This is a genomic window from Stenotrophomonas sp. YJH_SMC_130, assembly GCF_059369035.1.
Genome location: NZ_JCAFSH010000001.1, coordinates 650,838 through 676,190, shown reverse-complemented (window position 1 = coordinate 676,190; position 25,353 = coordinate 650,838). Strand labels below are relative to the sequence as shown.

Sequence of the window (25,353 nt, the reverse complement as noted above, 5' to 3'; positions counted from 1 at the left end):
CTGCTGTTCCCCCACCCGCATGTCCCTTCCCTCCCATGGCCCCGCGCCGTGCGACGACGCTGACGGCCACCTGGTCACCGCCGGTCCGCTGACCCCGCCGCCCGACAGCGCCGGCACCACCGCCGATGACAAAGCGCTGCGTCACTCGATCGCCGAGGACGTGCAGGGCATGGTGCTGGCCACGATGGTGGCCTCGCTGGGCCTGGCCATCTTCGCCAAGGGCGGGCTGATGATCGGCGGCATGGCGGGCATGGCCTTCCTGCTGCACTACGCGATGGGCTGGAACTTCGGCCTGGTGTTCGTGCTGGTCAACCTGCCGTTCTACTGGGTGGCGCTGCGGCGCATGGGCTGGGAATTCACCCTGAAGACCTTCGCCGCGGTCACCGCCTGTGGCGTGCTGACCGACCTGCTGCCGCGCTGGATCGACTTCTCGCACATCAACCCGCTTTACTCGGCGATCGTCGGCGGTGCGTTGTCCGGCCTGGGCATCCTCTTTTTCATCCGCCACCGTGCAAGCCTTGGCGGCATCGGCATCCTGGCGGTGTACCTGCAGCGCACCCGTGGCTGGAGCGCGGGCAAGGTGCAGATGTCCTACGATGCCTGCCTGATGGTGGCCGCGTTCTTCGTGTTGTCGCCATCGAAGGTGCTGTACTCGGCCATCGGCGCGGTGGTGCTCAGCCTCGTGCTGATGTTCAACCACCGCCCCGGCCGCTACATGGGCGTGTGACGATTCGACGGTAGTGCCGGGCGCTGGCCGGCAGCACCTGCGGCATTCCGAGGCTGCCGGCCAGCGGCCGGCACTACCTGGTGGCCTGCAGCCACGGCGGCGACAGCGTCAACAGCCGCGCGTGCACCGGGCAGTCCTCGGCGTGCGCACCGGGCAGGTAGCCCAGGCTCATCAGGAATTCGCCGGTGATCTCGCCGCCGGTGAAGCGGAACGTCTTCTTGAACAGCTTCACCCAGTCGGCCTTGCTGCGCGGGTGGTGCGCATCCAGCCACGCCGCGAAGCTGCCATGGCTGGCCCGCAGCTGCTGGATCACCTGCGCGTTGTGGATCGCCGCCAGCACCTTCAGCCGGTTGCGGATGATGCCCGCGTCCGACAGCAGGCGCTCGATGTCCTGCTCGGCATACGCCGCTACGCGGTCGACATCGAAGCCGTCGTAGGCCGCGCGGAAGCCCTCGCGCTTCTTCAGGATCGTTTCCCAGCTCAGGCCGGCCTGGTTGATTTCCAGCACCAGTCGCTCGAACAGCTCGCGCTCGTCACGCTGCGGGAAGCCGTACTCGTTGGCGTGGTAATAGTCGTGCACCGGATGGCCCGGGGCGATGAGGCAGTAGCCGCTCATGGGGAAGGCTCGTTGGAATCGGATTCGGATTCGGGATCGATGGCCACCGCAGGGTGCCCGCCGATGGACAGCATCGGCCAGCGCGGTGGAATGAGCGTGAGTCTGCCGTCACGCAGGGCCTGGTTGATCGTCTCGGCCTGGCCGCTGACGGTGCCGAACAGCGCACCGGCCCGGCGCCACTGCGAATCCTTGCCACGTGCGTACAGTACGCAGTCCGGTCCACGGTGGGTGTTCAGCTCGCACAGCAGCACCTCGCCGGTACCATCGCCGTCCAGGTCGCGATGCACGATCAGGCAGTCGCGCTCGCTCTGGGCGCAGGATTCGCCATTGATCGATCGGGTGGCCAGAGCTTTCCACCAGTCGTCCGGTGGCGAACTGGATCCCTTGGCCAGCTTCAGCACGCGCTGAAGCGCGGCGACGTCCTGCGGCCCCTTATCGAGGCGATGGCCGTCGTCCCAGCGTGAGGTGCGTGCCAGTGCTGCAGCGATCACCTGTGGCGCGTTGGCATCAGCGGTGATGGCCGGATCGCGCTGCAGTTCGCGCAGCGCCTGCACGCCACGGCGCCCCAGATCGAAGCGCAGCACGTTGACGTCGCTGCTGGTGATCGCCGGCGGGTCCGCGCGCAGCCGCTCCAGTTGGCTGGACAGGGTCAGCCGCACCGGGTCCAGCAGGGGCGAGTTGCCCAGCAGGGCCAGTGCCAGCACCGCCCAGCACATCCAGCGGTTGACCGGCTCCAGCATCTGCAGCCAGCGGCGCTGCCGGCGCAGCACCGCCAGCGCGTAGCCCACGGCATAGCCGGCCGTGGCCAATGCGACGAGTACCGCCCAGAAGCGATCCAGGGTCCAGCCGTACTGCGCCACGCGCAGGCCCAATGCATACAGTGCCAGCGCGGCGTAAACCGGCAGTGTCAGCAGGCTGGCTTCGACCAGCCTGCGCAGCACCAGAGGGTAGGAGACACTGTCTTCCCCCTGCTGGTAGACCGCATTGGTGAACGTCACCAGCAGCAGCGACACCACCACCAGCAGGCTGGCGGCCGAACGGGTCTTCCACAGCGGTTCCAGCCCGGTAAGCGGCAGGCTCAGCACGAACAATACGGCGATGAACGACAGCAGCGGCAGCAGCCCGCGGCAGATCGCGAACAGCACCTGGCGGGTGATCTGGATCGCACGGTGCTGGGTGCGCCCGATCAGCACGCCGAACCCGGCCAGGGTGCCGGTGGCCAGTGCGATGAAAGCGTCCTGCCGGAACAGGTCGCGGAAGACATTCACGTCCAGCAGCTGGAACAGCGCTGCCCACAGCCACAGCAGCAGCCAGGTCAGCCCGGTGAACAGCGCCGCCAAAGCGAGGGTCAAACCGTTCTGCCAGGCGCGCTCGAACAACTCGGGGTAGCTGGCGCGCCAGTGCCCATGCTGCAGCTGGAACTGCCACCAGGGCAGGGCCACGAACACCGCCACGCCCATGCCCAGGGTCAACGGAAACTGCAGCGCGCCCGATTCCAGTGCGGTTTCGCCATTGAGGTTCCAGCCGATCCAGCCGGCCAGCGCCAGCACCACCGTCGAGCCAAGCACGGCCTGCAGCCACAGGCGGCGCTGGCCCAGCTCGACCAGGCTCAGCGCCACCGCGCTGGGAATGGCCAGCACCCAGGCGTACCAGCAGTAGCGCCAGCCGATATCGCGGAAGGGCCAGGCATCGGACAGCTCCTGCGCGGCGTACAGCATCAGGCCCTGCAGCAGGGCGATCAGGACGATGGCGCTGCGTGCCGGCAGGGTCAGGGGCGATGAAGACTGCATCTAATGACCTTCCGTGGCAAAGCACCATCCTAGCCCATCGCGGTTCGGCGCCATCGCGCGACCATCCCGCCCCCAGCAGGTAGAATGGGCCCATGCCTGTAATGCCGACCTCCCTTGCCGATCACCTGCTCGTCGCGCTGCCGTCGCTGCTCGACGCGACCTTTGCCCGCAGCGTCGCGCTGATCTGCCAGCACGACGAGAACGGGGCGATGGGCGTACTGGTCAACCAGCCTTCCGAATACACGCTGGGTGAAGTGCTTGCGCAGATGGACATCACCACCGGTGATGGCGAGCTGCAGGCGCGCATGGTGCTCAATGGCGGTCCGGTGCATCCCGAACGCGGCTTCGTCATCCACGACGACGCGCGCGCGTGGGATTCCAGCCTGACCGTGGGCGACGGCCTGTACCTGACCACCTCGCGCGACATCCTCGAAGCGATGGCGCGTGGCGAAGGCCCGGCCAATGCGGTGGTCACCCTCGGCTGTGCCGGTTGGGGCGCAGGGCAGCTGGAAAGCGAGCTGTCCGAGAACAGCTGGCTGACCGTGCCGGCCGATGCCGAGCTGGTGTTCCAGCTGCCGCTGGAGCAGCGCTGGCAGGGGGCGGCTTCGCGCATCGGCGTGGACCTGTTCCGGCTGACCGACTACAGCGGCCATGTCTGAGCCCATCACGCCCGCCCCGGTTCCTGCTGCGCCGGCCATCCGTCGCGACGGCACGGTCCTGGGTTTTGATGTTGGCTCGCGACGCATCGGCGTGGCCATCGGCAGTGCCTTCGCCGCGCATGCGCGCGCGGTGGCGGTGGTCGATGTGCACGGCAACGGCCCGGACTGGACCGCGATCGAACGACTGCTCAAGGAATGGAAGCCCGATGGCCTGGTGGTCGGCGACCCGCTGACCCTGGACGGCCAGGACCAGCCCAACCGCAAGCGTGCGCAGGGCTTTGCCCGCCAGCTGCGGGAACGCTTCAAGCTGCCGGTGGTGATGATCGACGAGCGTTCCAGCTCGGTCGAGGCGGCCCGCCGTTTCGCCGTCGAGCGCGCCGAAGGGCGCAAGCGTCGCCGTGATGCGGCCGCCCTCGACGCCGTGGCCGCGGCGGTGATCATCGACCGCTGGCTGTCGTCTCCCGACGACGCCACCCCCATTCCCTGACTGCACGACTCCCGCCATGACTGCCCAGCAAATCGATGCCTCCGGACGCCTGCGCCACCTGCTGACCCTGGAGGGCCTGCCGCGCGAAACCCTGCTGCAGTTGCTCGATCGGGCAGGGCAGATCCGCGACGCCGCAGTCGGCCGTGTCGGCAACAAGCGCCACGTGCTGGCTGGTTCGGCGGTGTGCACGCTGTTCTTCGAGCCGTCCACGCGCACCCGCAGCTCGTTCCAGCTGGCCGCGCAGCGCCTCGGGGCCGATGTGCTGAACTTCGATGCCTCGACCTCGTCCACGCGCAAGGGCGAAACCGCCTGCGACACGCTGCGCAACCTGGAAGCAATGGGCGTGCGCGGCTTCGTGGTGCGACACCCCGATGACGGCGCCGTGGCCGCGCTGGCCGACGCCGCGGGCGAGGGCACCGCGCTGATCAATGCCGGCGACGGCCGCAGCGCGCACCCGACCCAGGGTCTGCTCGACATGCTGACCCTGCGCCAGGCCAAGGGCCCGGATTTCTCGAAGCTGAAGGTGGTGATCGTCGGCGATGTGAAGCACTCACGCGTGGCCCGTACCGACCTGCATGCGCTGCGCACGCTGGGCGTGGGTGAGATCCGCGTGTGCGGCCCGCAGTCGCTGCTGCCGGACGACGAGACCCTGAAGGGCTGCGTGGTCGGCGATGATTTCGACGCGATGCTGGAAGGCGTCGACGCGCTGATGATGCTGCGCCTGCAGCGCGAGCGCATGGAAGAAGGCCTGGTGCCGTCGCTGGAGCAGTACCACGCGCAGTACGGCCTGACCCGCGCGCGCCTGGCGCGTGCCGGCAAGGACGCTGCGGTACTGCACCCGGGTCCGATCAACCGCGGCGTGGAAGTGACCGACGACGTGGCCGATGGCCCGCAATCGTGGGTGCTGCGCCAGGTCGCCAACGGCGTCGCGGTGCGCATGGCCGTGCTGGAAACGCTGCTGGGCTGATACTATGATTTGGTTAATCGGGTTTTAATTGTTGGATGTGGCTGAACAAGGAAGAATATGCTGGCAAACATCTACATCAGAAACTTTAGGTCGATTAAGGAAATTGTTTTCCCTATTAAGAATGGGCTAAACGTCATTGTTGGATCCAACGGGTCCGGGAAAACTAATATCCTTCATGCTCTAAAATTCCTTTCGAACATCGTTACGAGTGGGGCCTCTTTAGCAATGGCGAAGGCCGGTGGTCCATCCCGCAATTTTCGTCGAGGTGAGAATTCAATAGAATTCTCTGTGCATTATGTCTTAGACCATTCTCTGTTCAAGGGTAAGCAGGCAACATTTTTTCTTTTCTGGGATGTGGTTGTCTCGCAGTCTGAAGAAGGCGGCTTTGTACACGTTAGAAAGGAAGTGGTGCGGATTGTTGCTCTATCTTCTGAGGGCAAAGAGGATGTCTTGAAGGCTGAGGTTACTCGAACTTCAGCAGGCGCTGTGCGGCCTAAGTTTGAAATTGTTTCGGAAGATCTGATAACAAAAAGACTATTTGAATCCAGCTACTGGGTTGGTAGTTCTTTCAAGAAGTCTGAGGTTGTTTCGACTGTTTCTGAGAAGTTTCAAGAGGTTCTGCAGGAAGCAAAGAAAGGCGCTCAGGATGCGTCATTTATTGCTCAGGCGTCTTTTTGTCATGCGAATTTTAGGCGCTTCTTTCGCGATATTTCATCATTGGATGAATACAATATATCTCCGGATGTTGCCCGCCAAGCGGTCGATCCGTTGCCAGTAGTCAGAATGGGGCCGGACGGTGGTGGTGTTAGCGAGGTGGTGGGAGCACTTGAGAATAGACAGTTTTCAAGAATAAGAAGAGGCGGGGCTCCATATCCGGGTACCACTTATTACTATGCTCATCACTGGTCTGAGTACTCATCTCCTCTGGGGCAGAAAAATAATCCACTTCCCGTAATTTTGGAGCACGTACAGGCTGCCATTCCCTCTATCGATTCCATTGGAACTCAGATAGATCCATCATCGGGAAGGAGATTTGTCGTATTCGGTTGCGGGGGGAGTTTGTTTCGCCCGCAGGAAATGTCTGATGGAACCTTTAAATGGCTTTGCCTGCTGGTGGCGCTCTTGGTTCCGACCACAAGGGTGGTCCTACTTGAAGAGCCGGAAAATTTTATGCATCCGTGGATGCAGCAGAGATTCATATCACTCGCAAGGCAGCAGGCTAGCTCTGACAATACATCGGTAGTGCTATCGACTCACAGTGTAACAGTGCTGAATTCATTGGTTGTGGATGAGCTCAGGGTGGTTCACCAAGTTGATGGTGAGACAGTGATGAACTCGGTGGAAAATAAGGAAGAGATAGAGAGGATTCTCTCTGAATCTACCTTTGGCCTCGGGGATATTTGGATAAGTGGCGAGTTTGGTGGTGTGACCGGGGGGTTTTGATGATAGGGATAATTGTCGATGGGGAAGGTGATTACGCCGCATTTAAGGCTCGCTACAGAACCGGTGTTAGGGTTTACCGATCGGATGGGCCAAGGGGGCATTTGGTATCCGATGAGGCAATTATCTCGGGAGCCAAGAAGCAAATTGAGCAGTTGCGTAAATTTGGTTGTGAAAAGATCGCAATAGTTACGGACTTGGAAGATAGGAAAATCCATTGCTCTGAGTTTAAGTTGAGCTGCGAGGCGAGGATTCGTGATTCGGGTTATGGGGATGATGTCTGTATATTCGTTGCAGATCGGATGTTGGAGAATTGGATCCTTGCAGATGTCGCTTACTTGAGTACGAAGAAGGTTTATCTTAAGAAGGTTGGTCGCCAGAAGCGCTACGAATCTACCGACGGAAAATCTGAATTAAAGAAGCTTTTTGAAAAGGGATATGATTACAGCGAGATTCGGCATGGGCAGGAGCTTTTCCCGCTCTTGAGGTCAGATCAAGCGGTTAAATTCAGTCCTTCCTTTGCCACCTTCATAGAAGAGCTAGGTTTGGCCTAGCTCATCGGTTGTGTTGCTCCCACAGCCACTCCCACATCGCCGGGTCGGCGTACGTTGCGTCCCAGGCATTGTGGTTGCCTTCGGGGTATTCGGTGTAGCGCACGTCACGCGCGTTGGCGTTCTGGAATGCGGCGTGCAGCCGGCGGTCGTCATCCGGCGGCACCACGTCATCCAGCGCACCATGGAAGATCCAGATCGGTGTGTGCCGAAGCCGCTTGGCGATCACGGCATACGGATCGGATTCCTGGGCCACCTGTTCGACGAACAGGGTCGGACGCACCGCACGCGGCGCCAGCACTGCGCCGCATACCGGCACGATCGCGGCGAAGCGCCCGGGTTGATCCAGCGCGATGTTCCAGCTGCCATAGCCGCCCATCGACATCCCGGTCAGGTACTGCCGCGAGGGATCGGCACCGAACTCGGCGATGGTGGCGTCCAGGGCGGCCAGCGCAACGCGGTTGTTGCGCCCGCTCCATTCCTGGCGGCCCGGCACCTGCGGGAATACGGCCAACGCGGGGAAGTCGGCCGCGTGCCTGCGCAGGTGCGGCCCCAGCCCGGCATGGGTCTGCTTGATGCCGTCGCCGCCACGCTCGCCGGATCCATGCAGGAACAGCACCACCGGCAGCGCGCCAGGCGTGCGCGCCGCGGTTGCCGGAATGAACACCTGGTAATAGGCGGTACGGCCATCCACTTTCACCGCACGCGATTCGAAGCGGCCACGTGCGCTGTCCGGGTGCGAGGCGCAGCCGGCCATCATCAGGATCGCCAGCATCGGCAGCCAGCGCATCATCGTACGGACCATCGACGTTCCCGGAGCGGTGGGTTCAGTCGCATCCTAGTCCGCCGCAGGTCAACGCGGCATCATGCGCCGCATCACTGCGGGCGCGGGAAGCTGGCGATGATGTCCAGCTGTTCCTGGGCTTCGGCATTGCCGCTGGCGGCGGCGGCCTGCACCTGCGCCATGTCCGGGTGCAGCACCACCAGCAACGGGTTTTCGCAGACCGGGCAGTCGTACTCGGTGGCGTCCTCGTCCAGCTCCATCTCCATGGCACGCGAGCTGCCCTTCCATTCGCAGGCTGGGCAGGTGTGCTGCTGGTCGCGCCAGCCGGGCTGGAAATAGTTTTCGATCGTGGTGGCCATGAGGGTCCAGTTGGAATCGGGTCAGAGCCCCGCGCTGCGGGGATCCGACCCTGGGTCTTGGTGTGGGTCGGAGCTCCGCGTTGCGGGGATCCGGCCCGGCAGGGATCAGTGCAGCAGCACCAGCGTGGCCAGGCCGAGGAAGGTGAAGAAGCCCATCGAGTCGGTCACGGCAGTCAGGAAGATGCCACTGGCCAGCGCCGGGTCGAAGCCGAAGCGTTTCAGGGTCAGCGGCACCAGCACGCCGGCCAGTGCCGCGAACAGCAGATTGCAGGTCAGCGCGATGGCGATCACCGCCGACAGTCCGGGCGAGTGGAACCAGAGCAGCACGATCAGCCCCAGTATCGAGCCGAGCAGCAGGCCGTTGAGCGCGGCCACCCGCACTTCCTTCCACAGCAGCGTGCGCGCGTTGGAGGCGCCCACCTGGCCCAACGCCAGGCCACGCACCATCAGCGCCAGCACCTGGGTGCCGGCATTGCCGCCCAGGCCGGCCACGATCGGCATCAGCACCGCCAGCGCCACCAGCTTGTCGATCGTGCCCTCGAAGTGGCCGACCACGCTGGAGGCCAGGAAGGCCGTGCACAGGTTGATCGACAGCCACATCAGGCGGCGGCGCATGGCGCGCCAGACCGGGCTGAACAGGTCCTCGTCCTCGTCCAGGCCGGCGGCGCCCAGCGCCTGGTGCTCGGCCTGGCCGCGGATGATGTCGACCACGTCATCGATGGTGATGCGGCCAACGAGGATGTTGTTCTCGTCCACTACCGGTGCAGAGATCCAGTCATGGTCGGAGAACTGCCGTGCCACTTCCTGGTCGCTCTCGCCGACGTCGATGGCCGGCTGCTCGTCGTCGATCAGGCGGTTGATCGGGGTGGTGTCCTCGTGGGTCACCAGTGCCGCCAGCGACACCCGGCCGAGATATTGGTGCCGCCGGCTGACCACGAACAGGTGGTCGGTGTGGTCCGGCAATTCGCCGCGCAGGCGCAGGTAGCGCAGCACGACGTCGACGTTGACGTCGGCGCGCACGGTCACCACGTCCGGGTTCATCAGGCGGCCGGCGCTGTCCTCGGGATAGGACAACACCTGTTCCAGCCGCTCGCGGTTCTCGCGGTCCATCGACTTGAGGACTTCATCGATGACCGTATCCGGCAGGTCTTCGACCAGGTCGGCCAGATCGTCGATGTCCAGGTCTTCGACCGCGGCGATGATCTCGTCCGGGTCCATGTCCGCGAGCAGGCTTTCGCGCACGTCCTCGCCGACGTGGACCAGCACCTCGCCGTCGTCTTCAGGATCGACCAGGCCCCACACCACCTCGCGCTTGCCCGGCGGCAGCGATTCAAGCAGGTTGCCGATCTCGGCCGGGGCCAGGGTGTTGACCAGGCGACGTACCGGGCCCAGCCGGCCGCTGTCCAGTGCATCGGACAGCATCCGCAGTTGGCGCGCAGTCTTGTCGTGGCGTACAGCTTCAGCCATCGCAGCTCCCGCGGGATAAGAAAAGCCGCGATCCCGGCAAGGATGCGGCAACAGGGGTGTTCAGCGCGTCATTATCGCAAGGCGATGTTTCAGCGCATAGCCGCCGGATGGCACCACCCTAGGCGCTCAGGCCGTTTCCGCCACCAGCGCCAGCCAGCGTTCGATGGCGCGGCGGTCGCGCGCGGCCAGCAGCTTCGGCGCGCGCGCGCGCAGCACGGACAGGTCGGCTTCGCGTATCGCACGGCGTACCTCCAGCAACGTACCGGGGTGCAGGCTGAACTCGCTCAGGCCCAGCGCCAGCAGCAGCGGGGTCATCCGGGCATCACCGGCCATCTCGCCGCAGACCGCCACCGGGACGCGGTGGCGCGCGCCGGTCTCGATCACCATCTGCAGCAGCCGCAGCACGGCCGGGTGCAGCGGTGAATACAACTCGCCCAGCGCCTCGTTGTTGCGGTCGGCAGCCAGCAGGTACTGCACCAGATCGTTGGTGCCGATCGACAGGAAATCGACCAGGTCGATGAAGCTCTCCAGCGCCAGCGCAGCGGCGGGGACTTCGATCATCGCGCCCAGCGGTACATGGTCGGACACCATGTGGCCTTCGCCGCGCAGCTGTTCGGTCAGTTTGAGCATGCGCCGGCGCACGGCCAGCAGCTCCTCGCGGGTGCTGACCATTGGCACCAGCACGCGCAGCTTGCCGTACGCAGACGCGCGCAGGATCGCGCGCAGCTGGGTGTCGGCCACCTTCGGCCGTGCCAGCGACAGGCGCACCCCGCGCAGGCCGAGTGCAGGGTTCTCTTCGTTGCTCAGGGTCAGGCCGGTACGGTCGGCCTTGTCCGCGCCCAGGTCCAGCGTGCGTATGGTGACCGGCCGCCCGCTCATGCCCAGCGCGGCATCGCGGTAGGTCTGGAACTGCTCTTCTTCGTCCGGCAGCTCATTGCGCTGCAGGAACAGGAATTCGGTGCGGTACAGGCCGAGCCCCTGTGCGCCCAGTGCATGCGCCTGGGTCACGTCTTCCAGCGATTCGGCATTGGCCAGCAGGGCAATGTCGACCTGGTCGCGGGTACGACTGGGCTTGCTGCGCAGGCGGCCGAGCTCGCGCTGCTCGCGCGCGTGCTCCTTCAGCCGGACGCGGTAGTCCCGCAGGTTGTCGGCCTGCGGGTTGACGGTGATGCTGCCGTCGGCGCCATCGATGATCAGCACATCGCCATCGGCGATGCGGCTGAGCAGCTGCGGCACGTTGACGATCAGGGGCAGGTGCAGGCTGCGCGCCAGGATCGCGCTGTGCGACAGCGCGCTGCCGGCGGCAGTGACGATGCCGACCACGCCCTGTGCCTGCAGCTGCGCCAGCTCGGAGGGGGCGATGTTGTCGCAGACCAGGATCTCGCCGGCCAGGCCTTTCACCGCCGACGGCCGTTCGGGTTGCAGGAAGGCGTGGATGCGCCCGATCACATGGTCGAGATCGTCCATGCGGCTCTTCAGATAGGCATCGTCCATGCCATCGAAGACCTTGGCCAGGCGGTCGCGCTGCAGGCGCAAGGCATAGCCGGCGCTGTACGGGCCGCTGCGGATCAGCTCGTCCAGGCCGTGCAGCAGCTCGGGGTCGTCCAGCAGCAGCGCGTGCAGGTCGAGGAACTCGCCCACTTCCTGGTTCAGGGCGCCATGCAGGCGCTGGCGCAGCTCGTGCATTTCCGTACGCGCGGCATCCAGCGCCCGGTGCAGGCGCGCCAGTTCGGCCTCGACCTGGTGGGCGGCCACGCGCTGCTCGGCCACCTCCAGCGCATGCGGCAGCCGCACGCGTGCCCGGCCCATCGCCGTTCCGCGCGCGGCGCCGTGGCCGGCCAGCAGCTGTACCGGCCGTTGGCCGGAAAGGACCTGGCTGGCGCGTGCGCGCGGCACGCTCAGCTGTCCTCGTCGAAGCGGCGTTCGAACAGGCCGACCACCGCTTCCATCGCGGCGGCTTCGTCCTCGCCGTTGATGCGCACGGTGACCGGGGTGCCCTGGCCGGCGGCCAGCAGCATCACGCCCATGATGCTCTTGGCGTTGATCTCACGGCCCTTGGCGGCCATGGTCACGTTGCAGCGGAACGGCGCCAGGGTCTGCACCAGCTTGGCGGTGGCCCGGGCATGCAGGCCCAGGCGGTTGCTGACGGTGAGTTCTCGTTCAAGCATCGTCGACTATCGCTCCATTACGGGTACCCGCCGCGGCTGTGGCGGGCAGTTGATCCAGTCCCTGTTCCGGATAATTCATCACCCGCAGCAACATCGGCAGGCTCAGCGCTGACACTCGGCGAACCGGGGTCCCCAGCCGGGCCAGCTGCCCGGCAAGGTTGGCGGGGCTGGCGCCGTACAGGTCGGTCAGGATCAGCACGCCATCCCCTGCATCGACCCGCCGCAGGGCGGCCGAGGCGAGCGGGAGCAGGGCGTCCAGGTCTGCGTCGAACGGTACTTCGAAAGCTTCGGTTTTCAGCGGCAATTGCCGCAGGAGCCGGGTCGCCACCTCAAGCAGGGCGGGCCCGACCCCCGGATGTGTTACGAGGAGAATGCCACAGGTCATTACTGCACGTTAACAGGTCAAGGTGAATTGGCGATAGCAGCAGATGAGGGGCACTGTGTCCCGTATTCAGCGTTGCTCGGGTCCGGGCCCTTTCCTGTTGAAAAGGGGGCCGCCCCTTTCCGTTTTTTCGATGCCTGACCGGGATTCATCCACGGCGTGTCCTGCAGCCCACACCGCCCCGCATCCCTCGAAATGCCGCTGTTGCTGTTGCTGTTGCCGGCCAGCGGCCGGCACGACCGGCGGGTGCCGGGCGCAGCCCGGCCGACCACCCTCAATCCTGTTCGCGGTGGTAGGTGGCCACGTCCTGCCAGCCCATCTCGCGGGCGTGCCGGGCCATGCGCTCGGCCAGGAACACCGAGCGGTGCTTGCCTCCGGTGCAGCCGAACGCCACGGTCACGTAGCTGCGGGTGCCATCCCCCAGTTTCGGCAGCCAGGTATCCAGGAAATCCATCAGCTGGGCCAGGTAACGCTGCACGTCGGGCTGTGCTTCCAGATAGTCGCGCACGCCCGGCTCGCGGCCGCTCAGCGCGCGCAGGTCCGGGTCCCAGTGTGGATTGGGCAGCACCCGCGCATCGAACACGAAGTCCGCCTCGGCCGGTACGCCGCGCTTGTAGGCGAATGATTCGAACAGCAGCGACAGGCCGGTGGCATGGTCCATCGCGAACTCGGTGATGATCCGCCGCCGCAGCTGGTGCACGTTGAGGGTACTGGTATCGATCACCGCATCGGCCTCGCGGCGCAACGGTGCGGTCAGTTCGCGCTCGCGGGCGATCGCTTCGGGCAGCGACAGGCCCAGCTGGCTCAGCGGATGGCGACGGCGGGTGTCGGCGTAGCGCTTGAGCACCGTTTCGTCGCTGGCCTCGAAGAACAGTACCTTCACTTCCACGCCGGCGTCGGTGGCCAGCTGCCGCCAGTCGCCCAGCTGGCTCAGGTCGGCCTGGCCGCGGACATCGATGCCTACGGCCAGGCGGCGCGGTGCGCTGCCGTCGTGGTTGGCCAGCAGGCTGCGCACGAAGTCCGGCAGCAGGTGGATCGGCAGGTTGTCCGAGCAGTAGTAGTCCTGGTCCTCGAAGGTCTTCAGGGCGACGGATTTACCCGAGCCGGACAGGCCGCTGACGATGATCAGGGTCGGGGCGGTGGGGATTGCGGTGCTCATGGACAGGCTCTTCGAGGGGCAGGGGGATCAGGGTGTTCGCCGTTCCAGCAGGTTGCTGTGGCGGGCGATGAACATGGCCGCCGGATCAATGCCCTTGGTGCGCAGGATGTGCAGGCGGGTGGCGGCTTCGGTCAGCACGGCCAGGTTGCGGCCGGGCATCACCGGCAGGGTGATCAGCGGAACGTCCAGGTCCAGCACATGGCGGGTGCCCGAGTCGCCGGTCAGACGCTCGTAGCCATGCGGGGTGGGTTCGGTCATCGGCTTGGTCAGGTGGACGATCAGCCGAAGGTACTTGTTCTTCTTTACAGCCGTGTCGCCGAACATCTCGCGCACGTTCAGCACGCCCAGGCCGCGCACTTCCAGCAGGTCCTGCAGCAGTTCGGGGCAGGTGCCGTCGAGTACATCCGGGGCGATCTGGGTGAACTCGGGGGCGTCGTCGGCGACCAGGCGGTGACCACGGCTGAGCAGCTCCAGCGCCAGCTCGCTCTTGCCCGACCCGGCCTCGCCGGTGATCAGCACGCCAATGGAATAGATCTCCATGAACACGCCGTGCAGGATCACCCTCGGTGCGAGCGTGCGCGCCAGGTGGTAGGACAGGTGGTTGAGCAGTTCGTGGCCGCGCTTGGGCGACAACCACAGCGGCGTGCCGGATTCATCGGCGGCGGCGCGCAGGTCTTCCGGGCAGGCCTGGTTGCGGGTCAGCACCAGCGCAAGCGGGTGCGACTGCATGATCTTTTCGATGGTCTCCCAGCGCTGGCGCGGTTCCAGCGCATCCAGCCAGGACAGTTCCTCGGTGCCCAGGATCTGCACCTTGTTGGGATAGATGGCGTTGAGGTAGCCGGCCAGCGAGGGACGCCGCGAGACGGTATTGCCGGCCTCCAGCTCGCGCTTCTCACCGGATTTGCCTGCGGCCCAGCGTAGCCCCAGCCGCTCGCGCTGCTGTTCGAACAGTTCACGGGCGGTGATGCTGGTATTCATGCGGCGCTCGCAGGTGGGGTCATGTCCAGCGCCTCGCGCAGGGCCCGGGCATCGCCGGCCTCACGCAGGGCCTGGCGGATATCCGGCGCGGAAAACAGCTCGGCCAGCTCGGACAGCAGCATCAGGTGCTGGTGGGTGTAGTGGGCCGGGACGGCCATCGCGAACACCAGGTCCACCGGCTCATCGCCGCCGAAGTCGACCGGGGCCGCCAGACGCAGCAGGGCGCCACGGGGGCGGTCCAGGGTCGGCGCGCGGCCGTGGGGGATGGCGATACCGTGGCCGATCGCGGTGCTGCCCAGGGCTTCGCGCTGGCACAGGTTCAGATAGATCTGTTCGGCATTGGCCTGGCGGCAGGCCAGCAACCCGGCGGCGGCCTGCAGGACGCTGTCGCGGTCGGTGGCCGCGCAGAGCTGGGTCTGCACGGCCGCCAGGAGGTCAGTCAGGGGCATGTCTGCGGGGAACGGTGGCGATCAGCCACCATTGTCGCCCACCGGCAGCGGTGCGTGCTGCTGTTTTTTCTCCTTGTGCTTGATGACCAGGCGGTCAAGCTTGTCCGCAAGCAGGTCGATCGCGGCATACATGGTCTGGCCGCCGGCCTCGGCGTGCAGGGTCTGCCCCGGGATGTTGAGGCTGGCGTCGACGTGGTGTTCGGTCTTCTGCAGCTTGAGGGTCACCCGCGCTTCGCAGTGCTGGTCGAAGTGTTTTCCGATCCGGGCCAGCTTCTCCTCCACATAGGACTGCAGGGCCGGGGTGACTTCGACGTCTTTGCCAAACGTTTCGATGCGCATCGGGTTTCTCCTGTGTTCGGATGTGCCAATGAACCTCTCCGCCGGGCGCGGCGGTGCGTCAAGCGATTCTGACCCTTTCGTGCGAGGCGGAGATGTTCATGGCTTCACGATACTTCGCCACGGTGCGTCGCGCTACTGGAATTCCCGACGATTTGAGCAGGTCAGCCAGCTTGGCGTCAGAAAGCGGCTTGCGCGGATTTTCGTCGTCGATCAGGCGCCGGATCATCGCCTGGATGGCGGTGCTGGACGCCTCGCCACCGCCTTCGGTATCGATGCCCGAGGCGAAGAAGGCACGCAGCGGCAGCGTGCCGCGCGGCGTGCGCACATGCTTGCGGGCGATCGCGCGCGACACCGTCGACTCGTGCAGGCCCAGCTCGGCGGCGATCTCGCGCAGGGTCAGCGGACGCAGCGCCTGTTCGCCGAACTCGAGGAAACCGGCCTGCTGCAGGATCAGGCTGCGCACCACCCGCAGCAGGGTTTCGCCGCGCTGCTGCAGGCCCTTCAGCAGCCAGCGCGCCTCCTGCAGCTGGCCACGCAGGTAGCCGGCGTCGGCCTCGCCACAGCGGCGGATCAGCTGTTCGTAGCCACGGTGGATCACCACCTTCGGCCCGGCATGGGCGGCCAGCGCCGCGCGCCAGATGCCGTTCTGCCGCCACACCACCACGTCGGGCACCACGTAGGTATCCTGCGAAAGCGGCGCGATCTGGGTCCCTGGACGCGGGTCCAGCGAGCGCAGCAGGGCGACCGCCGTCTCGACCTCATCCAGCGGCTGTTTCAGTTCATGGGCCAGACCGGCGACGCCACTGCGTGGCAGCCGTTCCAGCGGGCCTGCGGCAATCTGCCGCGCCAGCGCCAGGCCCGCGGTGTCGCCAGGCAACACATCCAGCTGCAGCTGCAGGCATTCGCCGAGCGTGCGTGCGGCAACGCCGACCGGGTCGAAGCGCTGGATGCGATGCAGCACCGCAAGGATTTCATCCTCATCGGCATGGACCGACGGCAGCAGGGTTTCGGCGATGGTGGCCAGCGGTTCGCGCAGGTAACCGTCGTCGTCCAACGCATCGATCAGCGCAGCGCCGATGCTGCGGTCATGCATGGAAAGATGCGACAGGTGCAGCTGCCACAGCAGGTGGTCGGCCAGCGTCTCGGTTTCGGCCACGCGCTCGGCGGCGCTGCCGGTGTCATCATCATCGTCGAAGCTGCCGCCACTGCCGGCAGCGCTCCAGTCGAGCTCGGCCGGTGCCCAGTCGTCGCCATTGTCGGTGCGTTCGGCCGGCGTGTCGGCGTCCGTGTTGTCGCCGCCTTCATTGGCGGCACTGCTGTCGTTGCTGTCGGCCCAGTCCAGCAGCGGATTGCTTTCCACGGCCTGGGCGATTTCAAGCTCCAGCTCGGTCGTGGACATCTGCAGCAGCTTGATCGCCTGCTGCAGCTGGGGGGTGAGCACCAGCTGCTGTCCCAACGATGTCTGCAGCCGAGTCTTCATGCCTGTGCCGAATGGAAGGAAAGGGACCCAGCACCTGCGGTCACAGCTTGAAGGAATCCCCAAGGTAGACGCGACGTACGTCAGCGTTGTCCAGGATCGCCTCCGGCGAGCCCTGGGCCAGCACGGTGCCCTCGGCGAGGATATACGCGCGGTCGCAGATTCCCAAGGTCTCGCGCACGTTGTGGTCGGTGATCAGCACGCCGATGCCACGCTGCTTGAGATGGGTGACGATGCGCTGGATTTCGCCCACCGAGATCGGGTCGACACCGGCAAACGGTTCGTCGAGCAGGATCAGGCGCGGCTGCGCGGCCAGTGCGCGGGCGATCTCGCAGCGACGACGTTCGCCACCGGACAGGCTGGCACCGAGCTGGTCGGCGACATGGCCCAGCTGCAGCTCGTCGAGCAGGCTGTTCAATTCGCGCTCGCGGCCGGCCGAATCCAGGTCTTCGCGTAGTTCAAGCACCAGGCGGAGGTTGTCGGCCACGGTCAGCTTGCGGAACACCGACGGCTCCTGCGGCAGGTAGCCCACGCCCTGCTTGGCACGGGTGTACATCGGGTCGCTGGTGATGTCCTTGCCGTCGAGCACGATGCTGCCTGCATCGGCGGCGACCAGGCCGACGATCATGTAGAAGCAGGTGGTCTTGCCGGCACCGTTGGGGCCGAGCAGGCCGACCACTTCACCGGCGTCGAGGGTCAGCCCGAAGTCCTTGACGACTTCGCGCTGCTTGTAGCGCTTGCGCAGGCCCTTGGCGACGAGCATTACTTCTTGCTCCCCGCCGGCCTGGCCGGCGCGCTGGCAGGAGCCGCCGCCTTGGGTGCGGCGGCCGGCTGTGCCGCCGCGTTCTTGTTCTTCGGCGGAATGACAGTGCGCACGCGGCTGCCATCGCCACCGGAGTTCATCTCCCCGGTGCGGGTGTTGTAGACCATGCGCTGGCCGGCATTGGTGCCGCGCGCGCTGGTGACCTTGTAGCTGCCGGTCAGGGTGATGATCTCGGTCTTGATGTCGTAGTCGATGCGATCAGCCACCGCGTCCATCCAGGTGCCGTCGTCGAGCTGCTGCTTCATCGTGGCCTGCTTGCCGGTGAATACCGCACGCACGGCCTCGCCGTCCTTGAGGTAGATCTCCGCTTCGGACGCGCGGATGTCCAGCGTGCCCTGGGTAACGGTCACGCCCTGCGAGAGCACGGTCTTGCCATCGCCGGTGAGCACGCCCGACTGGGCGCCCGAGTCGATGTTCATGTTCTCGTTGCGATCAGTGGACTTGGCAAAGCCAGCGCTGGGAACCAGGAGACCGAGCGCGAGTACGGCTGCAAAGGGGATCTTCATCGGGGTCCGTTCTACCGGTGGGGCCGTCCGGGAAACCGGCGGCGGGTGGGTGGGCCGCCTTCCTTGCGCCGGTCCGGGGACGTCGCAGGAGGGTGGCGGAATCAGCGTCGGGGCGTGTAACGGCCCTTGGACTGGCTGAGGAAATGATACGTGTTGTTCTTCGAATCCACCTCGAAGCCGACGCCGGACTGTTCCATGCCGGGACGGGTCATGGTGACCCGCGCATCGGTGCGGGCACGGTTTTCCTTCGGGAACACATCCAGGTGGTCGGTGCGGAACGTGGTCGGCACCACGCCCGGATCGGCCGGACTGTCGCCAGCGACATTGCCGCGCAGCTTCATCTCGTCGCCCTTGGCACTGAGCCAGCCGGTCTCGGCGCGCAGGGTCCAGTGCTTGCCATCCTTGTCCGGCATCTCGAACAGTGGGGTGGCGATGTTGATGGTCTGGTCGCCGCGCTGCCGTTCCAGCCGCGGTGCGCGCAGGGTGGTCGATTCCTTGCCCTGCTCATCCAGTGCGACGATCTGGAAGTCGTGCAGGATGTAGTCCACGCCGGCGTCCTGGCCGGCAGTGGCCGGGCCCTTGTCACGGTTGCGCAGGGCGGCCCAGCTGCTGAGCAGGGCCGCCAGCAGCAGGCCGATGCCGAGCACGGTGCGCCAGTTCAGGGTGGGCAGGTTCATGCGCCGAACCTCGCCAGCACCGCGTCCACATGGCCCTGGGCGGCCAGCAGGATGTCGCACAGTTCACGGGCGGCGCCACGTCCGCCATCGGCGCGGGTCTGCCAGTGCACGCGCTCGGCGATCCACGGGTGGGCGTTGGCTGGCGCCACCGCCAGCCCGACCGCGCCCAGCGGCGCCAGGTCCGGCAGGTCGTCGCCCATGAAGGCCACCTGCTCCAGGCCGATGCCATGCTGCGCACACAGCGCCTGCACGCTGGCCAGCTTGTCACCCACGGCGATCTGGGTGTCGATGCCGAGGTCGGCGCCGCGCTTGAGCGCGGACTGGCTGTTGCGCGCGGTGATCAGCACGGGGTGGATGCCGTGCTGCTGCAGCAGTTTCAGGCCCAGACCGTCCTGCACGAAGTACGCCTTGCTCTCGTTGCCGTCCTTGTCGTAGTACAGCCGACCGTCGGTGAGGGTACCGTCCACGTCGAAGCAGGCCAGGCGGACGCGGGCCGCAGCGGCATGCAGGTGGGCGGGGAACGCGGGCAGCGGGGACCAGGGCATCAGGCGATCAGGCTCGGTGGGGGCGTGTGGGGCATTACAGACTGAATGGGGTCTACGGACTGTCGGTTAAACCACCCGGGCCCGCAACAGGTCATGAATGTTCAGGGCGCCGACCGCACGGCCCTGGCCATCGACCACGATCAGGCCGTTGATTTTCTGGGTCTCCATCTGCCGCGCGGCCTCTACGGCCAGCTGGTCGGCACCGATGGTGCGCGGGTTGCGGGTCATCACATCGGCGATCTTCGCGGTGCGCACGTCCAGTGCGCTGTCCAGCGCCCGGCGCAGGTCGCCGTCGGTGAACAGGCCGATCAGCACGCCATCGGCGTCGACCACGGCGGTCATGCCGAGCCGCTTGCGGCTCATTTCCACCAGTGCCTCGCTGAGGCTGGCATCGGCGCTCACGCTGGGCAGGTCCTCGCCGGTGTGCATGACATCGGTGATGTGCAGCAGCAGGCGACGGCCGAGGCTGCCGGCCGGGTGCGAGCGGGCGAAGTCGTCGGCGGTGAAGCCGCGTGCGTCAAGCAGGGCTACGGCCAGCGCATCGCCCATCGCCAGCGAGGCGGTGGTGCTGGAGGTCGGCGCCAGCGCCAGCGGGCAGGCCTCGGCCGGCACGCTTACATCCAGGTGGATGTCGGCGGCGGTGGCCAGGCTCGACTGCGGGCGGCCGGTCATGGAAATCAGCACGTTGCCCTGGCGCTTGAGCACCGGCAGCAGCATCAGCACCTCATCGGACTCGCCCGAATAGGACAGGGCCAGCACCACGTCGGCTTCGGTGATCATGCCCAGGTCGCCGTGGCCGGCTTCGCCGGGATGCACGTAGAACGCCGGTGTGCCGGTGGAGGCCAGGGTGGCGGCGATCTTGCGGGCAATGTGGCCGGACTTGCCCATGCCGGTGGCGACCACCCGGCCGCGGCTGGCCAGGATCGCCTCGCAGGCCTGCTGGAAGGCCTCGCCAAGGCGGTCGGCGACGGCATCCAGCGCCTGCCGCTCGATCTCGAACACGCGGCGGCCACTGGCCACCAGGCCGGCAGGGTCGACGGAACGGGGGGGCAACAGGGATTCGGCCATGCGGACGCCACGCAGCGGAAGTAGAATGGAGGCACATTTTATTAGGAAAGCCCGTTGGACGCCGACACCATCCGCAATCTGATCGAAACCGGCCTGCCTGGCGCCCGCGCCGATGTGCAGGGCGATGATGGCGTGCATTTCGAAGCGACCGTGGTCTGCGAGGCCTTCGCCGGCAAGATGCCGCTGGCCCGCCACCGCATGGTCTATGCCACGCTGGGCGACCTGATGGGCGGCGCGATCCACGCGCTGGCACTGAAAACCGTGACCCCGGCCGAAGCCGGCTGAACCGCAGAAGATCCCGAATACATGGCCAAGATCGTTGTGACCGGCGGCGCTGCGCTGCACGGTGAAGTGAGCATCTCCGGCGCCAAGAACGCCGTCCTCCCCATCCTCTGCGCGACCCTGCTGGCCGATGAGCCGGTGGAGATCACCAATGTGCCGCACCTGCACGACGTGGTCACTACGGTGAAGCTGCTGGGCGAGCTGGGTGCCAAGGTCACCATCGACCAGGGCACGCTGTCGCGTGGCAGTGCGATCGTGGTCGACCCGCGTTCGGTCAACCAGCACGTTGCGCCGTACGAGCTGGTCAAGACCATGCGCGCCTCGATCCTGGTGCTGGGCCCGCTGCTGGCCCGCTTCGGTGCGGCGGAAGTGTCGCTGCCCGGCGGCTGCGCGATCGGTTCGCGTCCGGTCGACCAGCACATCAAGGGCCTGCAGGCGCTGGGTGCCGAGATCGTGGTCGAGAACGGCTTCATCAAGGCCAGCGCCAAGCGTCTGAAGGGCGGCCATTTCACCTTCGACATGGTCAGCGTCACCGGGACCGAGAATGTGCTGATGGGCGCGGTGCTGGCCGAAGGAACCACCGTCCTCGACAACTGCGCGATGGAACCGGAAGTGACCGATCTGGCGCACTGCCTGATCGCCCTTGGCGCGAAGATCGAAGGCCTGGGCACCGCCCGCTTGGTCATCGAAGGCGTCGAGCGCCTGTCCGGTGGCCGTCACGAAGTGCTGCCCGACCGCATCGAGACCGGCACCTTCCTGGTCGCTGCGGCGATGACCGGCGGCAAGGTCACGGTGAACCGTGCGCGCCCGAACACCATGGATGCCGTGCTGTCCAAGCTGGTCGAGGCCGGCGCGAAGATCGAGACCACCGACGACACCATCACCCTGGACATGCAGGGCAAGCGGCCGAAGGCGGTCAACCTGACCACCGCGCCGTACCCCGCATTCCCGACCGACATGCAGGCGCAATTCATGGCGCTCAACTGCGTGGCCGACGGCGTCGGCGTGATCAACGAGACGATCTTCGAGAACCGTTTCATGCACGTCAACGAACTGCTGCGCCTGGGCGCGGACATCCAGGTCGAAGGCCACACCGCCATCGTGCGTGGCAGCGAGACCCTGAGCGGTGCGCCGGTAATGGCCACCGATCTGCGTGCCTCGGCCTCGCTGATCCTGGCCGGCCTGATGGCCAGCGGCGAGACCACCATCGACCGCATCTACCACCTTGATCGTGGCTACGAGAACATTGAAGAGAAGCTGTCTTCGCTCGGCGCCACCATCCGGCGCGTGCCATGATCCTGCGCGGCAAGTTCAGCCCGCGCCGCAAGGCGCTGCTGGCCCTGGTGCTGATCGTGCTGGCGTGGTTGGGATATGCCTGGTACGCCAACATCGCCATCACCCAGGGCATCGAGCAGAAGGACATGGACTGGAACGGCGACGGCACGGTCTCGCGTGACGAGATCATCGAATCGTTCTACGCGGTCGCGGTGAACGACAGCCAGGACGGCAACCGCCATTGCCGCACCTTCGTCTGGCGCAGCACCGGCGAGCAGATCCGCGTGGACTGCCGCACCGAGTTCAAGCCGGCCGCGGCCGAGGAAAAGAAGTAAGAACAACGCCCGCGAAAGCGGGCGTTTTTCCCGGGGCGTCCATCCACGCATGGCGTGGATCTACTTCAGGTTTCCAGTAGATCCACGCCATGCGTGGATGACGTGGATCTCCGGTCAGTTCATCGCCTTGATGGTCAGGTCCAGCGCATCGCGGCCGCTCTCACGCTGCAGCATGCGCGCCGGCACCGGGAATTCCGGCACGATCCAGGCGATCAGCTCCTTGTTGCCGTCGGCACGCGAGACCTTGGTGGCCTCGTAGCTCTTGCCGCCCACGGTGATCGATTCCTTGCCGATCACGCGGTAGGTCATGTTCTTGATGCGGCCTTCGTCGACCATGCGATAGGTCAGCGGCTTGCCGGCGGCCAGGTCGCGGGCGATCGCCAGGTTGATCAGCAGCGCGTCCATGTCGCCCGTCTTCAACGCGATGGGGCCCGCACGGTCCGGCTTGATGTCGCCGGTCCAGGTGGCCTGGTTGCTGGTCCAGTTGTAGTTGGCCTGCACATTGCGCTTCTTCACCAGCAGTGCCGAACGGTCCTGGCTGCTGAGCGGGCGCAGCTGGCCGCGCACCTCTTCGAACACGGTGCTCTGGCTCAGGTCGGCCAGCTGGTTCTTCACCTGCAGCGTGTAGCGCCACTTGTTGGCTCCCTCGCTGCTCAGCGTCATGCTGCCATTGGCCTGCATGCCCATGTAGCTGGCCAGGTAATCGGCCTTGAATGGCTGCAGGGCCATGGCCGGCAGGCTGGCCACCGACAGTGCCGCTGCAGCGATCCAGGTGAGGGGGCGGGTCAGGGTGCTCATGCTCAGACTCCTTGGTATTCGATCAGGCGCAGATCGACGCGGTCTTCGCCGTCTTCGCGTTGCAGGATGCGCACCGGGGTGGGGACACCGTTGGCGATCCAGAGGATGGTTTCGTTGTTGCCGCCGTTGGTCCGGTAGACCCGCAGCGCGTTGTAGGACAGGTCGCCGACCTCGACATTCTCGGTCTGCGGCGCGGCCTGGTAGTCGTGCTGGCGGACCTTGCCCATGTCCACGTAGCGATAGTGCATGGTGGCGCCCGGGCGGGCATCACGCATGATCGCCAGATTGATCAGCAGCGCGCTCTGGTCGCCCGGCTGCAGCGCGATCGGTTGCGCACGTTCCTTCTTGACGTCGCCGCTCCACTGCGCGGTGCCGGCCTGCCAGTTGTACGTGCCGACCGCTTTCTTGCCCAGGAACAGGCCCTTGCGCACCGTGCTCTGGCTGAGCGGCGCATAGACGCCGCTGCGCTCTTCGAACACCGTGCTCTGCTCGATGTTCAGGCCCAGCACGCTGGCGAAGCCGCGGCGGCCGACCACCTGCATGTCCACCCGCCACTGGTTGCCGCCGGCGTGGGTGACCTGCATGCTGGCGTCGCCGGCCTCCTTGCCTTTGTAGAAGGCTTGGTAGGTCGCGGTGAACGGCTGCAGCGGCGGCGGCTCCCAGGCCAGCGCGGGGGGCATCGGCACGGCCGGTTCTGCGGGCGGCTGTACTACGGGCGCCGGCTGCGCAGGGGCCGCAGGCGCTTGCACCTGGCCCCAACCCACGCCGGGAAGCACGACAAGCGACAGCAGCAATGAAGTGGACAGCAGGGTCGTGGTCTTCATGGAGGACAGGAGCTGCAGGAGGGGGGCAGGATGCCAGCCCCGCAGTCAGCGGGGCGTGTGCGTGGGCGTTACCGGTTCAGGTTCCCGGCGGAATCTAGGGCCAGTGGGCTAAACAGGGGGTGACCGTCCAGGTGCGGCTGCCCCTCCCGTTCAGTCAGGCGGCCGGCGCACAGCAGCTGGAGGGTGGCGATCAGCAGGGGGTGCTCCACCTCCAGCACGCGCGCGGCCAGGCTGTCGGCGTCATCGCCGGGCATCACCGGCACCCGCGCCTGGGCCAGCACGGCGCCGGCATCCAGTTCGGGCACCACCAGGTGCACGCTGGCCCCGTGCTCGGCATCGCCAGCGTCCAAAGCCCGCGCATGCGTATCCAACCCCTTGTGCAGTGGCAGCAGGGAGGGGTGGATGTTGACCAGGCGGCCATTGAAGCGCTGCACGAAGGCGGCGCCGAGAATGCGCATGTAGCCGGCGCAGACGATCCAGTCCGGCGCGACCGCGGCCAGTGCATCGCCCAGGGCCTGCTCGTAGGCGGCGCGGTCGTCGAATTCCTTCGGCGCATGTGCCCAGCGCAGGCGTGCACCGACCCGTTGCAGCGCGGCGGCGGCTGGGCGGTCGGAGAACACGCCGACCACCTCGGCGGGCAGGCGGCCGTCGGCAATTGCATCAAGGATGGCCTGCAGGTTGCTGCCGCGGCCGGAGGCGAGCACGGCAATGCGGGTGGGCGTGGTCATTGCCGGGCACTCCGTCGGATCAACGGCCAGGTCAGCAGGCTGCCCACGGTCGCCAGCAGCATGTCGGCATGCGCGTCCCACATGTCGCCCTGCTGCCCGTTGTAGGCCTCGGCGGCGTCGGGCGAAAGGGCCAGCGCGATGGCCCACTCGAACCACTCGTAGACCAGGCTGGCGCACATCACTGCCATCACCGCCAGGGTGAAAGCCTGGCCGCGGCGCAGCGCCGGCCAGGCATGGCGTGCCAGCTGCAGCAGCGCAGGCGTGAAGCAGACGCCGAACAGGAAGTGGATAAGCCGGTCGAAATGATTACGCTGCCAGCCAAACGCCGCATTCGGCGACCAGCCGGTCAGCGCCTGCGCCCAGGCGTCGTAGGGCACGTTCGAGTACAGCCAGCGCGCAGCCACGCAGTGCAGTGCAATGAAGCCACAGATCGCGATGAAGGCGCCATTGCCCAGCCAGCCACCCCGGCGGTCGACCCATAGCAGTGCGGCCAGCCCGATCACGGTCAGGGTGCTGTGCAGGGCCTGCTCGATGGGCCACAGCGGGTGGAGCCAGCTGATCGCGAATACCGCCAGCACGGCGGCGAAGGCCAGCCTCTTGGGGCCCGTGAAACGGGAAGCGGCAGGCGAGGCGGTCGTCGGGAGGGCAGGCGCGGACATGGGGAGTCGATCAGGGAAGGGGGCGTCTGCCGGC

At 66.2% G+C, this 25,353-nt stretch carries 31 protein-coding genes; 9 read left to right on the top strand and 22 right to left on the bottom strand.

The features are described 5' to 3' along the window. The first annotated feature begins 19 nt into the window (after positions 1-19). On the top strand, positions 20-727 hold the full coding sequence (locus AC5P5V_RS03205; RefSeq protein WP_005415543.1) for a YitT family protein: 708 nt from the start codon (positions 20-22) through the stop codon (positions 725-727). A gap of 73 nt (positions 728-800) precedes the next feature. Here the strand turns inward: AC5P5V_RS03205 and AC5P5V_RS03200 are convergent, their stop codons facing one another. Together AC5P5V_RS03200 and AC5P5V_RS03195 are read right to left on the bottom strand one after the other, a co-directional pair. Further along, on the bottom strand, positions 801-1,343 hold the full coding sequence (locus AC5P5V_RS03200) for a DNA-3-methyladenine glycosylase I (RefSeq protein WP_134956158.1): 543 nt from the start codon (positions 1,341-1,343) through the stop codon (positions 801-803). Next, positions 1,340-3,133, bottom strand: coding sequence for a DUF4153 domain-containing protein (locus tag AC5P5V_RS03195; RefSeq protein ID WP_134968806.1), 1,794 nt, complete (start codon positions 3,131-3,133; stop codon positions 1,340-1,342). The genes AC5P5V_RS03200 and AC5P5V_RS03195 overlap by 4 nt, the downstream gene beginning before the upstream one ends. A gap of 92 nt (positions 3,134-3,225) precedes the next feature. Between AC5P5V_RS03195 and AC5P5V_RS03190 the strand changes: the two genes are divergently transcribed. Genes AC5P5V_RS03190 through AC5P5V_RS03170 form a run of 5 tightly spaced genes read left to right on the top strand, consistent with a single transcriptional unit; the run spans position 3,226 to position 7,240 of the window. Next, positions 3,226-3,792 (top strand): YqgE/AlgH family protein, encoded by a 567-nt coding sequence (locus AC5P5V_RS03190; protein WP_058979385.1) that lies wholly within the window; start codon positions 3,226-3,228, stop codon positions 3,790-3,792. Next, complete coding sequence (ruvX, locus tag AC5P5V_RS03185) at positions 3,785-4,279, top strand: Holliday junction resolvase RuvX (protein ID WP_049410643.1); 495 nt, start codon at positions 3,785-3,787, stop codon at positions 4,277-4,279. The genes AC5P5V_RS03190 and ruvX overlap by 8 nt, the downstream gene beginning before the upstream one ends. A gap of 16 nt (positions 4,280-4,295) precedes the next feature. Then, positions 4,296-5,246 (top strand): aspartate carbamoyltransferase catalytic subunit, encoded by a 951-nt coding sequence (locus AC5P5V_RS03180; RefSeq protein ID WP_061479783.1) that lies wholly within the window; start codon positions 4,296-4,298, stop codon positions 5,244-5,246. Positions 5,247-5,303: 57 nt separating this feature from the next. Continuing rightward, positions 5,304-6,689: an AAA family ATPase gene (locus AC5P5V_RS03175; protein ID WP_134968807.1), complete on the top strand. Its 1,386-nt coding sequence runs from the start codon at positions 5,304-5,306 to the stop codon at positions 6,687-6,689. Next, on the top strand, positions 6,689-7,240 hold the full coding sequence (locus AC5P5V_RS03170; RefSeq protein WP_134968808.1) for a DUF4276 family protein: 552 nt from the start codon (positions 6,689-6,691) through the stop codon (positions 7,238-7,240). Before AC5P5V_RS03175 ends, AC5P5V_RS03170 begins: the two co-directional genes overlap by 1 nt. Position 7,241: 1 nt before the next feature. Here AC5P5V_RS03170 and AC5P5V_RS03165 read toward each other — a convergent pair whose 3' ends face one another. The 16 genes from AC5P5V_RS03165 to AC5P5V_RS03090 all read right to left on the bottom strand — a co-directional run bounded on the left by AC5P5V_RS03165 (position 7,242) and on the right by AC5P5V_RS03090 (position 20,418). Beyond that, positions 7,242-8,042 carry a carboxylesterase family protein gene (locus AC5P5V_RS03165; RefSeq protein ID WP_134968809.1) on the bottom strand — a complete coding sequence of 267 codons (801 nt, stop codon included), beginning with the start codon at positions 8,040-8,042 and terminating at the stop codon, positions 7,242-7,244. 71 nt (positions 8,043-8,113) lie between these two features. Further along, positions 8,114-8,380 (bottom strand): hypothetical protein, encoded by a 267-nt coding sequence (locus AC5P5V_RS03160; RefSeq protein WP_061479786.1) that lies wholly within the window; start codon positions 8,378-8,380, stop codon positions 8,114-8,116. A gap of 105 nt (positions 8,381-8,485) precedes the next feature. Further along, positions 8,486-9,847, bottom strand: a complete 1,362-nt coding sequence (gene mgtE / locus AC5P5V_RS03155; protein ID WP_061479787.1) for a magnesium transporter — start codon at positions 9,845-9,847, stop codon at positions 8,486-8,488. 126 nt (positions 9,848-9,973) lie between these two features. After that, entirely contained in the window at positions 9,974-11,743 is a 1,770-nt protein-coding gene (gene ptsP, locus AC5P5V_RS03150) for a phosphoenolpyruvate--protein phosphotransferase (protein ID WP_061479788.1), read from the bottom strand. A 2-nt stretch (positions 11,744-11,745) separates the two neighbouring features. After that, positions 11,746-12,015 carry an HPr family phosphocarrier protein gene (locus tag AC5P5V_RS03145; protein WP_005408385.1) on the bottom strand — a complete coding sequence of 90 codons (270 nt, stop codon included), beginning with the start codon at positions 12,013-12,015 and terminating at the stop codon, positions 11,746-11,748. Beyond that, positions 12,008-12,400 carry a PTS sugar transporter subunit IIA gene (locus tag AC5P5V_RS03140; RefSeq protein WP_019659454.1) on the bottom strand — a complete coding sequence of 131 codons (393 nt, stop codon included), beginning with the start codon at positions 12,398-12,400 and terminating at the stop codon, positions 12,008-12,010. Before AC5P5V_RS03140 ends, AC5P5V_RS03145 begins: the two co-directional genes overlap by 8 nt. A 271-nt stretch (positions 12,401-12,671) precedes the next feature. Further along, positions 12,672-13,556 (bottom strand): RNase adapter RapZ, encoded by an 885-nt coding sequence (rapZ, locus tag AC5P5V_RS03135; protein ID WP_005415554.1) that lies wholly within the window; start codon positions 13,554-13,556, stop codon positions 12,672-12,674. Positions 13,557-13,583: 27 nt separating this feature from the next. Beyond that, on the bottom strand, positions 13,584-14,534 hold the full coding sequence (gene hprK, locus AC5P5V_RS03130; protein ID WP_005408388.1) for an HPr(Ser) kinase/phosphatase: 951 nt from the start codon (positions 14,532-14,534) through the stop codon (positions 13,584-13,586). Then, positions 14,531-14,983 (bottom strand): PTS sugar transporter subunit IIA, encoded by a 453-nt coding sequence (locus AC5P5V_RS03125; protein ID WP_061479789.1) that lies wholly within the window; start codon positions 14,981-14,983, stop codon positions 14,531-14,533. The genes hprK and AC5P5V_RS03125 overlap by 4 nt, the downstream gene beginning before the upstream one ends. 21 nt (positions 14,984-15,004) lie before the next feature. Further along, entirely contained in the window at positions 15,005-15,322 is a 318-nt protein-coding gene (gene hpf, locus AC5P5V_RS03120; protein WP_005415556.1) for a ribosome hibernation-promoting factor, HPF/YfiA family, read from the bottom strand. Positions 15,323-15,380: 58 nt separating this feature from the next. After that, positions 15,381-16,802 (bottom strand): RNA polymerase factor sigma-54, encoded by a 1,422-nt coding sequence (locus AC5P5V_RS03115; RefSeq protein WP_134968819.1) that lies wholly within the window; start codon positions 16,800-16,802, stop codon positions 15,381-15,383. A 40-nt stretch (positions 16,803-16,842) separates the two neighbouring features. Then, positions 16,843-17,562: an LPS export ABC transporter ATP-binding protein gene (lptB, locus tag AC5P5V_RS03110; RefSeq protein WP_005415558.1), complete on the bottom strand. Its 720-nt coding sequence runs from the start codon at positions 17,560-17,562 to the stop codon at positions 16,843-16,845. Further along, positions 17,562-18,128: a lipopolysaccharide transport periplasmic protein LptA gene (gene lptA, locus AC5P5V_RS03105; RefSeq protein ID WP_134968818.1), complete on the bottom strand. Its 567-nt coding sequence runs from the start codon at positions 18,126-18,128 to the stop codon at positions 17,562-17,564. Before lptA ends, lptB begins: the two co-directional genes overlap by 1 nt. 101 nt (positions 18,129-18,229) lie before the next feature. Then, on the bottom strand, positions 18,230-18,805 hold the full coding sequence (gene lptC / locus AC5P5V_RS03100; RefSeq protein ID WP_005415560.1) for an LPS export ABC transporter periplasmic protein LptC: 576 nt from the start codon (positions 18,803-18,805) through the stop codon (positions 18,230-18,232). Continuing rightward, entirely contained in the window at positions 18,802-19,350 is a 549-nt protein-coding gene (locus AC5P5V_RS03095) for a KdsC family phosphatase (protein WP_049415164.1), read from the bottom strand. The genes lptC and AC5P5V_RS03095 overlap by 4 nt, the downstream gene beginning before the upstream one ends. Before the next feature lie 66 nt (positions 19,351-19,416). Beyond that, positions 19,417-20,418 carry a KpsF/GutQ family sugar-phosphate isomerase gene (locus AC5P5V_RS03090; protein ID WP_061479792.1) on the bottom strand — a complete coding sequence of 334 codons (1,002 nt, stop codon included), beginning with the start codon at positions 20,416-20,418 and terminating at the stop codon, positions 19,417-19,419. Between the two features lie 54 nt (positions 20,419-20,472). Here AC5P5V_RS03090 and AC5P5V_RS03085 point away from each other — a divergent pair, with 54 nt between their 5' ends. The 3 genes from AC5P5V_RS03085 to AC5P5V_RS03075 are packed head-to-tail and all read left to right on the top strand — an operon-like array spanning position 20,473 to position 22,310. Further along, positions 20,473-20,703, top strand: coding sequence for a BolA family protein (locus tag AC5P5V_RS03085; protein ID WP_005408396.1), 231 nt, complete (start codon positions 20,473-20,475; stop codon positions 20,701-20,703). 21 nt (positions 20,704-20,724) lie between these two features. Continuing rightward, positions 20,725-21,996 carry a UDP-N-acetylglucosamine 1-carboxyvinyltransferase gene (gene murA, locus AC5P5V_RS03080; RefSeq protein ID WP_134968817.1) on the top strand — a complete coding sequence of 424 codons (1,272 nt, stop codon included), beginning with the start codon at positions 20,725-20,727 and terminating at the stop codon, positions 21,994-21,996. Then, a complete protein-coding gene (locus AC5P5V_RS03075) occupies positions 21,993-22,310 on the top strand; it encodes a hypothetical protein (RefSeq protein ID WP_032957609.1) in 318 nt (105 codons plus the stop codon). The genes murA and AC5P5V_RS03075 overlap by 4 nt, the downstream gene beginning before the upstream one ends. Before the next feature lie 114 nt (positions 22,311-22,424). Here AC5P5V_RS03075 and AC5P5V_RS03070 read toward each other — a convergent pair whose 3' ends face one another. The 4 genes from AC5P5V_RS03070 to AC5P5V_RS03055 all read right to left on the bottom strand — a co-directional run bounded on the left by AC5P5V_RS03070 (position 22,425) and on the right by AC5P5V_RS03055 (position 25,319). Beyond that, positions 22,425-23,108, bottom strand: coding sequence for a DUF3108 domain-containing protein (locus AC5P5V_RS03070; protein WP_005415565.1), 684 nt, complete (start codon positions 23,106-23,108; stop codon positions 22,425-22,427). A 2-nt stretch (positions 23,109-23,110) separates the two neighbouring features. Next, a complete protein-coding gene (locus tag AC5P5V_RS03065; protein WP_231352592.1) occupies positions 23,111-23,932 on the bottom strand; it encodes a DUF3108 domain-containing protein in 822 nt (273 codons plus the stop codon). A 68-nt stretch (positions 23,933-24,000) separates the two neighbouring features. Then, a complete protein-coding gene (purN, locus tag AC5P5V_RS03060) occupies positions 24,001-24,660 on the bottom strand; it encodes a phosphoribosylglycinamide formyltransferase (RefSeq protein ID WP_061480739.1) in 660 nt (219 codons plus the stop codon). Beyond that, complete coding sequence (locus tag AC5P5V_RS03055) at positions 24,657-25,319, bottom strand: DUF2238 domain-containing protein (protein ID WP_134968816.1); 663 nt, start codon at positions 25,317-25,319, stop codon at positions 24,657-24,659. The genes purN and AC5P5V_RS03055 overlap by 4 nt, the downstream gene beginning before the upstream one ends. Positions 25,320-25,353: the final 34 nt, after the last annotated feature.

Excerpts from the sequence above, each read along its gene's own strand:
- AC5P5V_RS03055 (WP_134968816.1), bottom strand. The coding sequence starts at position 25,319 with ATGTCCGCGCCTGCCCTCCCGACGACCGCCTCGCCTGCCGCTTCCCGT.
- AC5P5V_RS03125 (WP_061479789.1), bottom strand. The coding sequence starts at position 14,983 with ATGCCCCTGACTGACCTCCTGGCGGCCGTGCAGACCCAGCTCTGCGCG.
- AC5P5V_RS03095 (WP_049415164.1), bottom strand. The coding sequence starts at position 19,350 with ATGCCCTGGTCCCCGCTGCCCGCGTTCCCCGCCCACCTGCATGCCGCT.
- AC5P5V_RS03140 (WP_019659454.1), bottom strand. The coding sequence starts at position 12,400 with ATGACCTGTGGCATTCTCCTCGTAACACATCCGGGGGTCGGGCCCGCC.
- AC5P5V_RS03195 (WP_134968806.1), bottom strand. The coding sequence starts at position 3,133 with ATGCAGTCTTCATCGCCCCTGACCCTGCCGGCACGCAGCGCCATCGTC.
- murA (WP_134968817.1), top strand. The coding sequence starts at position 20,725 with ATGGCCAAGATCGTTGTGACCGGCGGCGCTGCGCTGCACGGTGAAGTG.
- AC5P5V_RS03090 (WP_061479792.1), bottom strand. The coding sequence starts at position 20,418 with ATGGCCGAATCCCTGTTGCCCCCCCGTTCCGTCGACCCTGCCGGCCTG.
- AC5P5V_RS03115 (WP_134968819.1), bottom strand. The coding sequence starts at position 16,802 with ATGAAGACTCGGCTGCAGACATCGTTGGGACAGCAGCTGGTGCTCACC.
- AC5P5V_RS03075 (WP_032957609.1), top strand. The coding sequence starts at position 21,993 with ATGATCCTGCGCGGCAAGTTCAGCCCGCGCCGCAAGGCGCTGCTGGCC.
- purN (WP_061480739.1), bottom strand. The coding sequence starts at position 24,660 with ATGACCACGCCCACCCGCATTGCCGTGCTCGCCTCCGGCCGCGGCAGC.
- lptA (WP_134968818.1), bottom strand. The coding sequence starts at position 18,128 with ATGAAGATCCCCTTTGCAGCCGTACTCGCGCTCGGTCTCCTGGTTCCC.
- AC5P5V_RS03165 (WP_134968809.1), bottom strand. The coding sequence starts at position 8,042 with ATGGTCCGTACGATGATGCGCTGGCTGCCGATGCTGGCGATCCTGATG.
- AC5P5V_RS03160 (WP_061479786.1), bottom strand. The coding sequence starts at position 8,380 with ATGGCCACCACGATCGAAAACTATTTCCAGCCCGGCTGGCGCGACCAG.
- rapZ (WP_005415554.1), bottom strand. The coding sequence starts at position 13,556 with ATGAGCACCGCAATCCCCACCGCCCCGACCCTGATCATCGTCAGCGGC.
- hpf (WP_005415556.1), bottom strand. The coding sequence starts at position 15,322 with ATGCGCATCGAAACGTTTGGCAAAGACGTCGAAGTCACCCCGGCCCTG.
- AC5P5V_RS03145 (WP_005408385.1), bottom strand. The coding sequence starts at position 12,015 with ATGCTTGAACGAGAACTCACCGTCAGCAACCGCCTGGGCCTGCATGCC.
- AC5P5V_RS03170 (WP_134968808.1), top strand. The coding sequence starts at position 6,689 with ATGATAGGGATAATTGTCGATGGGGAAGGTGATTACGCCGCATTTAAG.
- AC5P5V_RS03070 (WP_005415565.1), bottom strand. The coding sequence starts at position 23,108 with ATGAGCACCCTGACCCGCCCCCTCACCTGGATCGCTGCAGCGGCACTG.
- AC5P5V_RS03180 (WP_061479783.1), top strand. The coding sequence starts at position 4,296 with ATGACTGCCCAGCAAATCGATGCCTCCGGACGCCTGCGCCACCTGCTG.
- hprK (WP_005408388.1), bottom strand. The coding sequence starts at position 14,534 with ATGAATACCAGCATCACCGCCCGTGAACTGTTCGAACAGCAGCGCGAG.
- AC5P5V_RS03175 (WP_134968807.1), top strand. The coding sequence starts at position 5,304 with ATGCTGGCAAACATCTACATCAGAAACTTTAGGTCGATTAAGGAAATT.
- ruvX (WP_049410643.1), top strand. The coding sequence starts at position 3,785 with ATGTCTGAGCCCATCACGCCCGCCCCGGTTCCTGCTGCGCCGGCCATC.
- mgtE (WP_061479787.1), bottom strand. The coding sequence starts at position 9,847 with ATGGCTGAAGCTGTACGCCACGACAAGACTGCGCGCCAACTGCGGATG.
- AC5P5V_RS03190 (WP_058979385.1), top strand. The coding sequence starts at position 3,226 with ATGCCTGTAATGCCGACCTCCCTTGCCGATCACCTGCTCGTCGCGCTG.
- lptB (WP_005415558.1), bottom strand. The coding sequence starts at position 17,562 with ATGCTCGTCGCCAAGGGCCTGCGCAAGCGCTACAAGCAGCGCGAAGTC.
- AC5P5V_RS03200 (WP_134956158.1), bottom strand. The coding sequence starts at position 1,343 with ATGAGCGGCTACTGCCTCATCGCCCCGGGCCATCCGGTGCACGACTAT.
- AC5P5V_RS03205 (WP_005415543.1), top strand. The coding sequence starts at position 20 with ATGTCCCTTCCCTCCCATGGCCCCGCGCCGTGCGACGACGCTGACGGC.
- lptC (WP_005415560.1), bottom strand. The coding sequence starts at position 18,805 with ATGAACCTGCCCACCCTGAACTGGCGCACCGTGCTCGGCATCGGCCTG.
- AC5P5V_RS03065 (WP_231352592.1), bottom strand. The coding sequence starts at position 23,932 with ATGAAGACCACGACCCTGCTGTCCACTTCATTGCTGCTGTCGCTTGTC.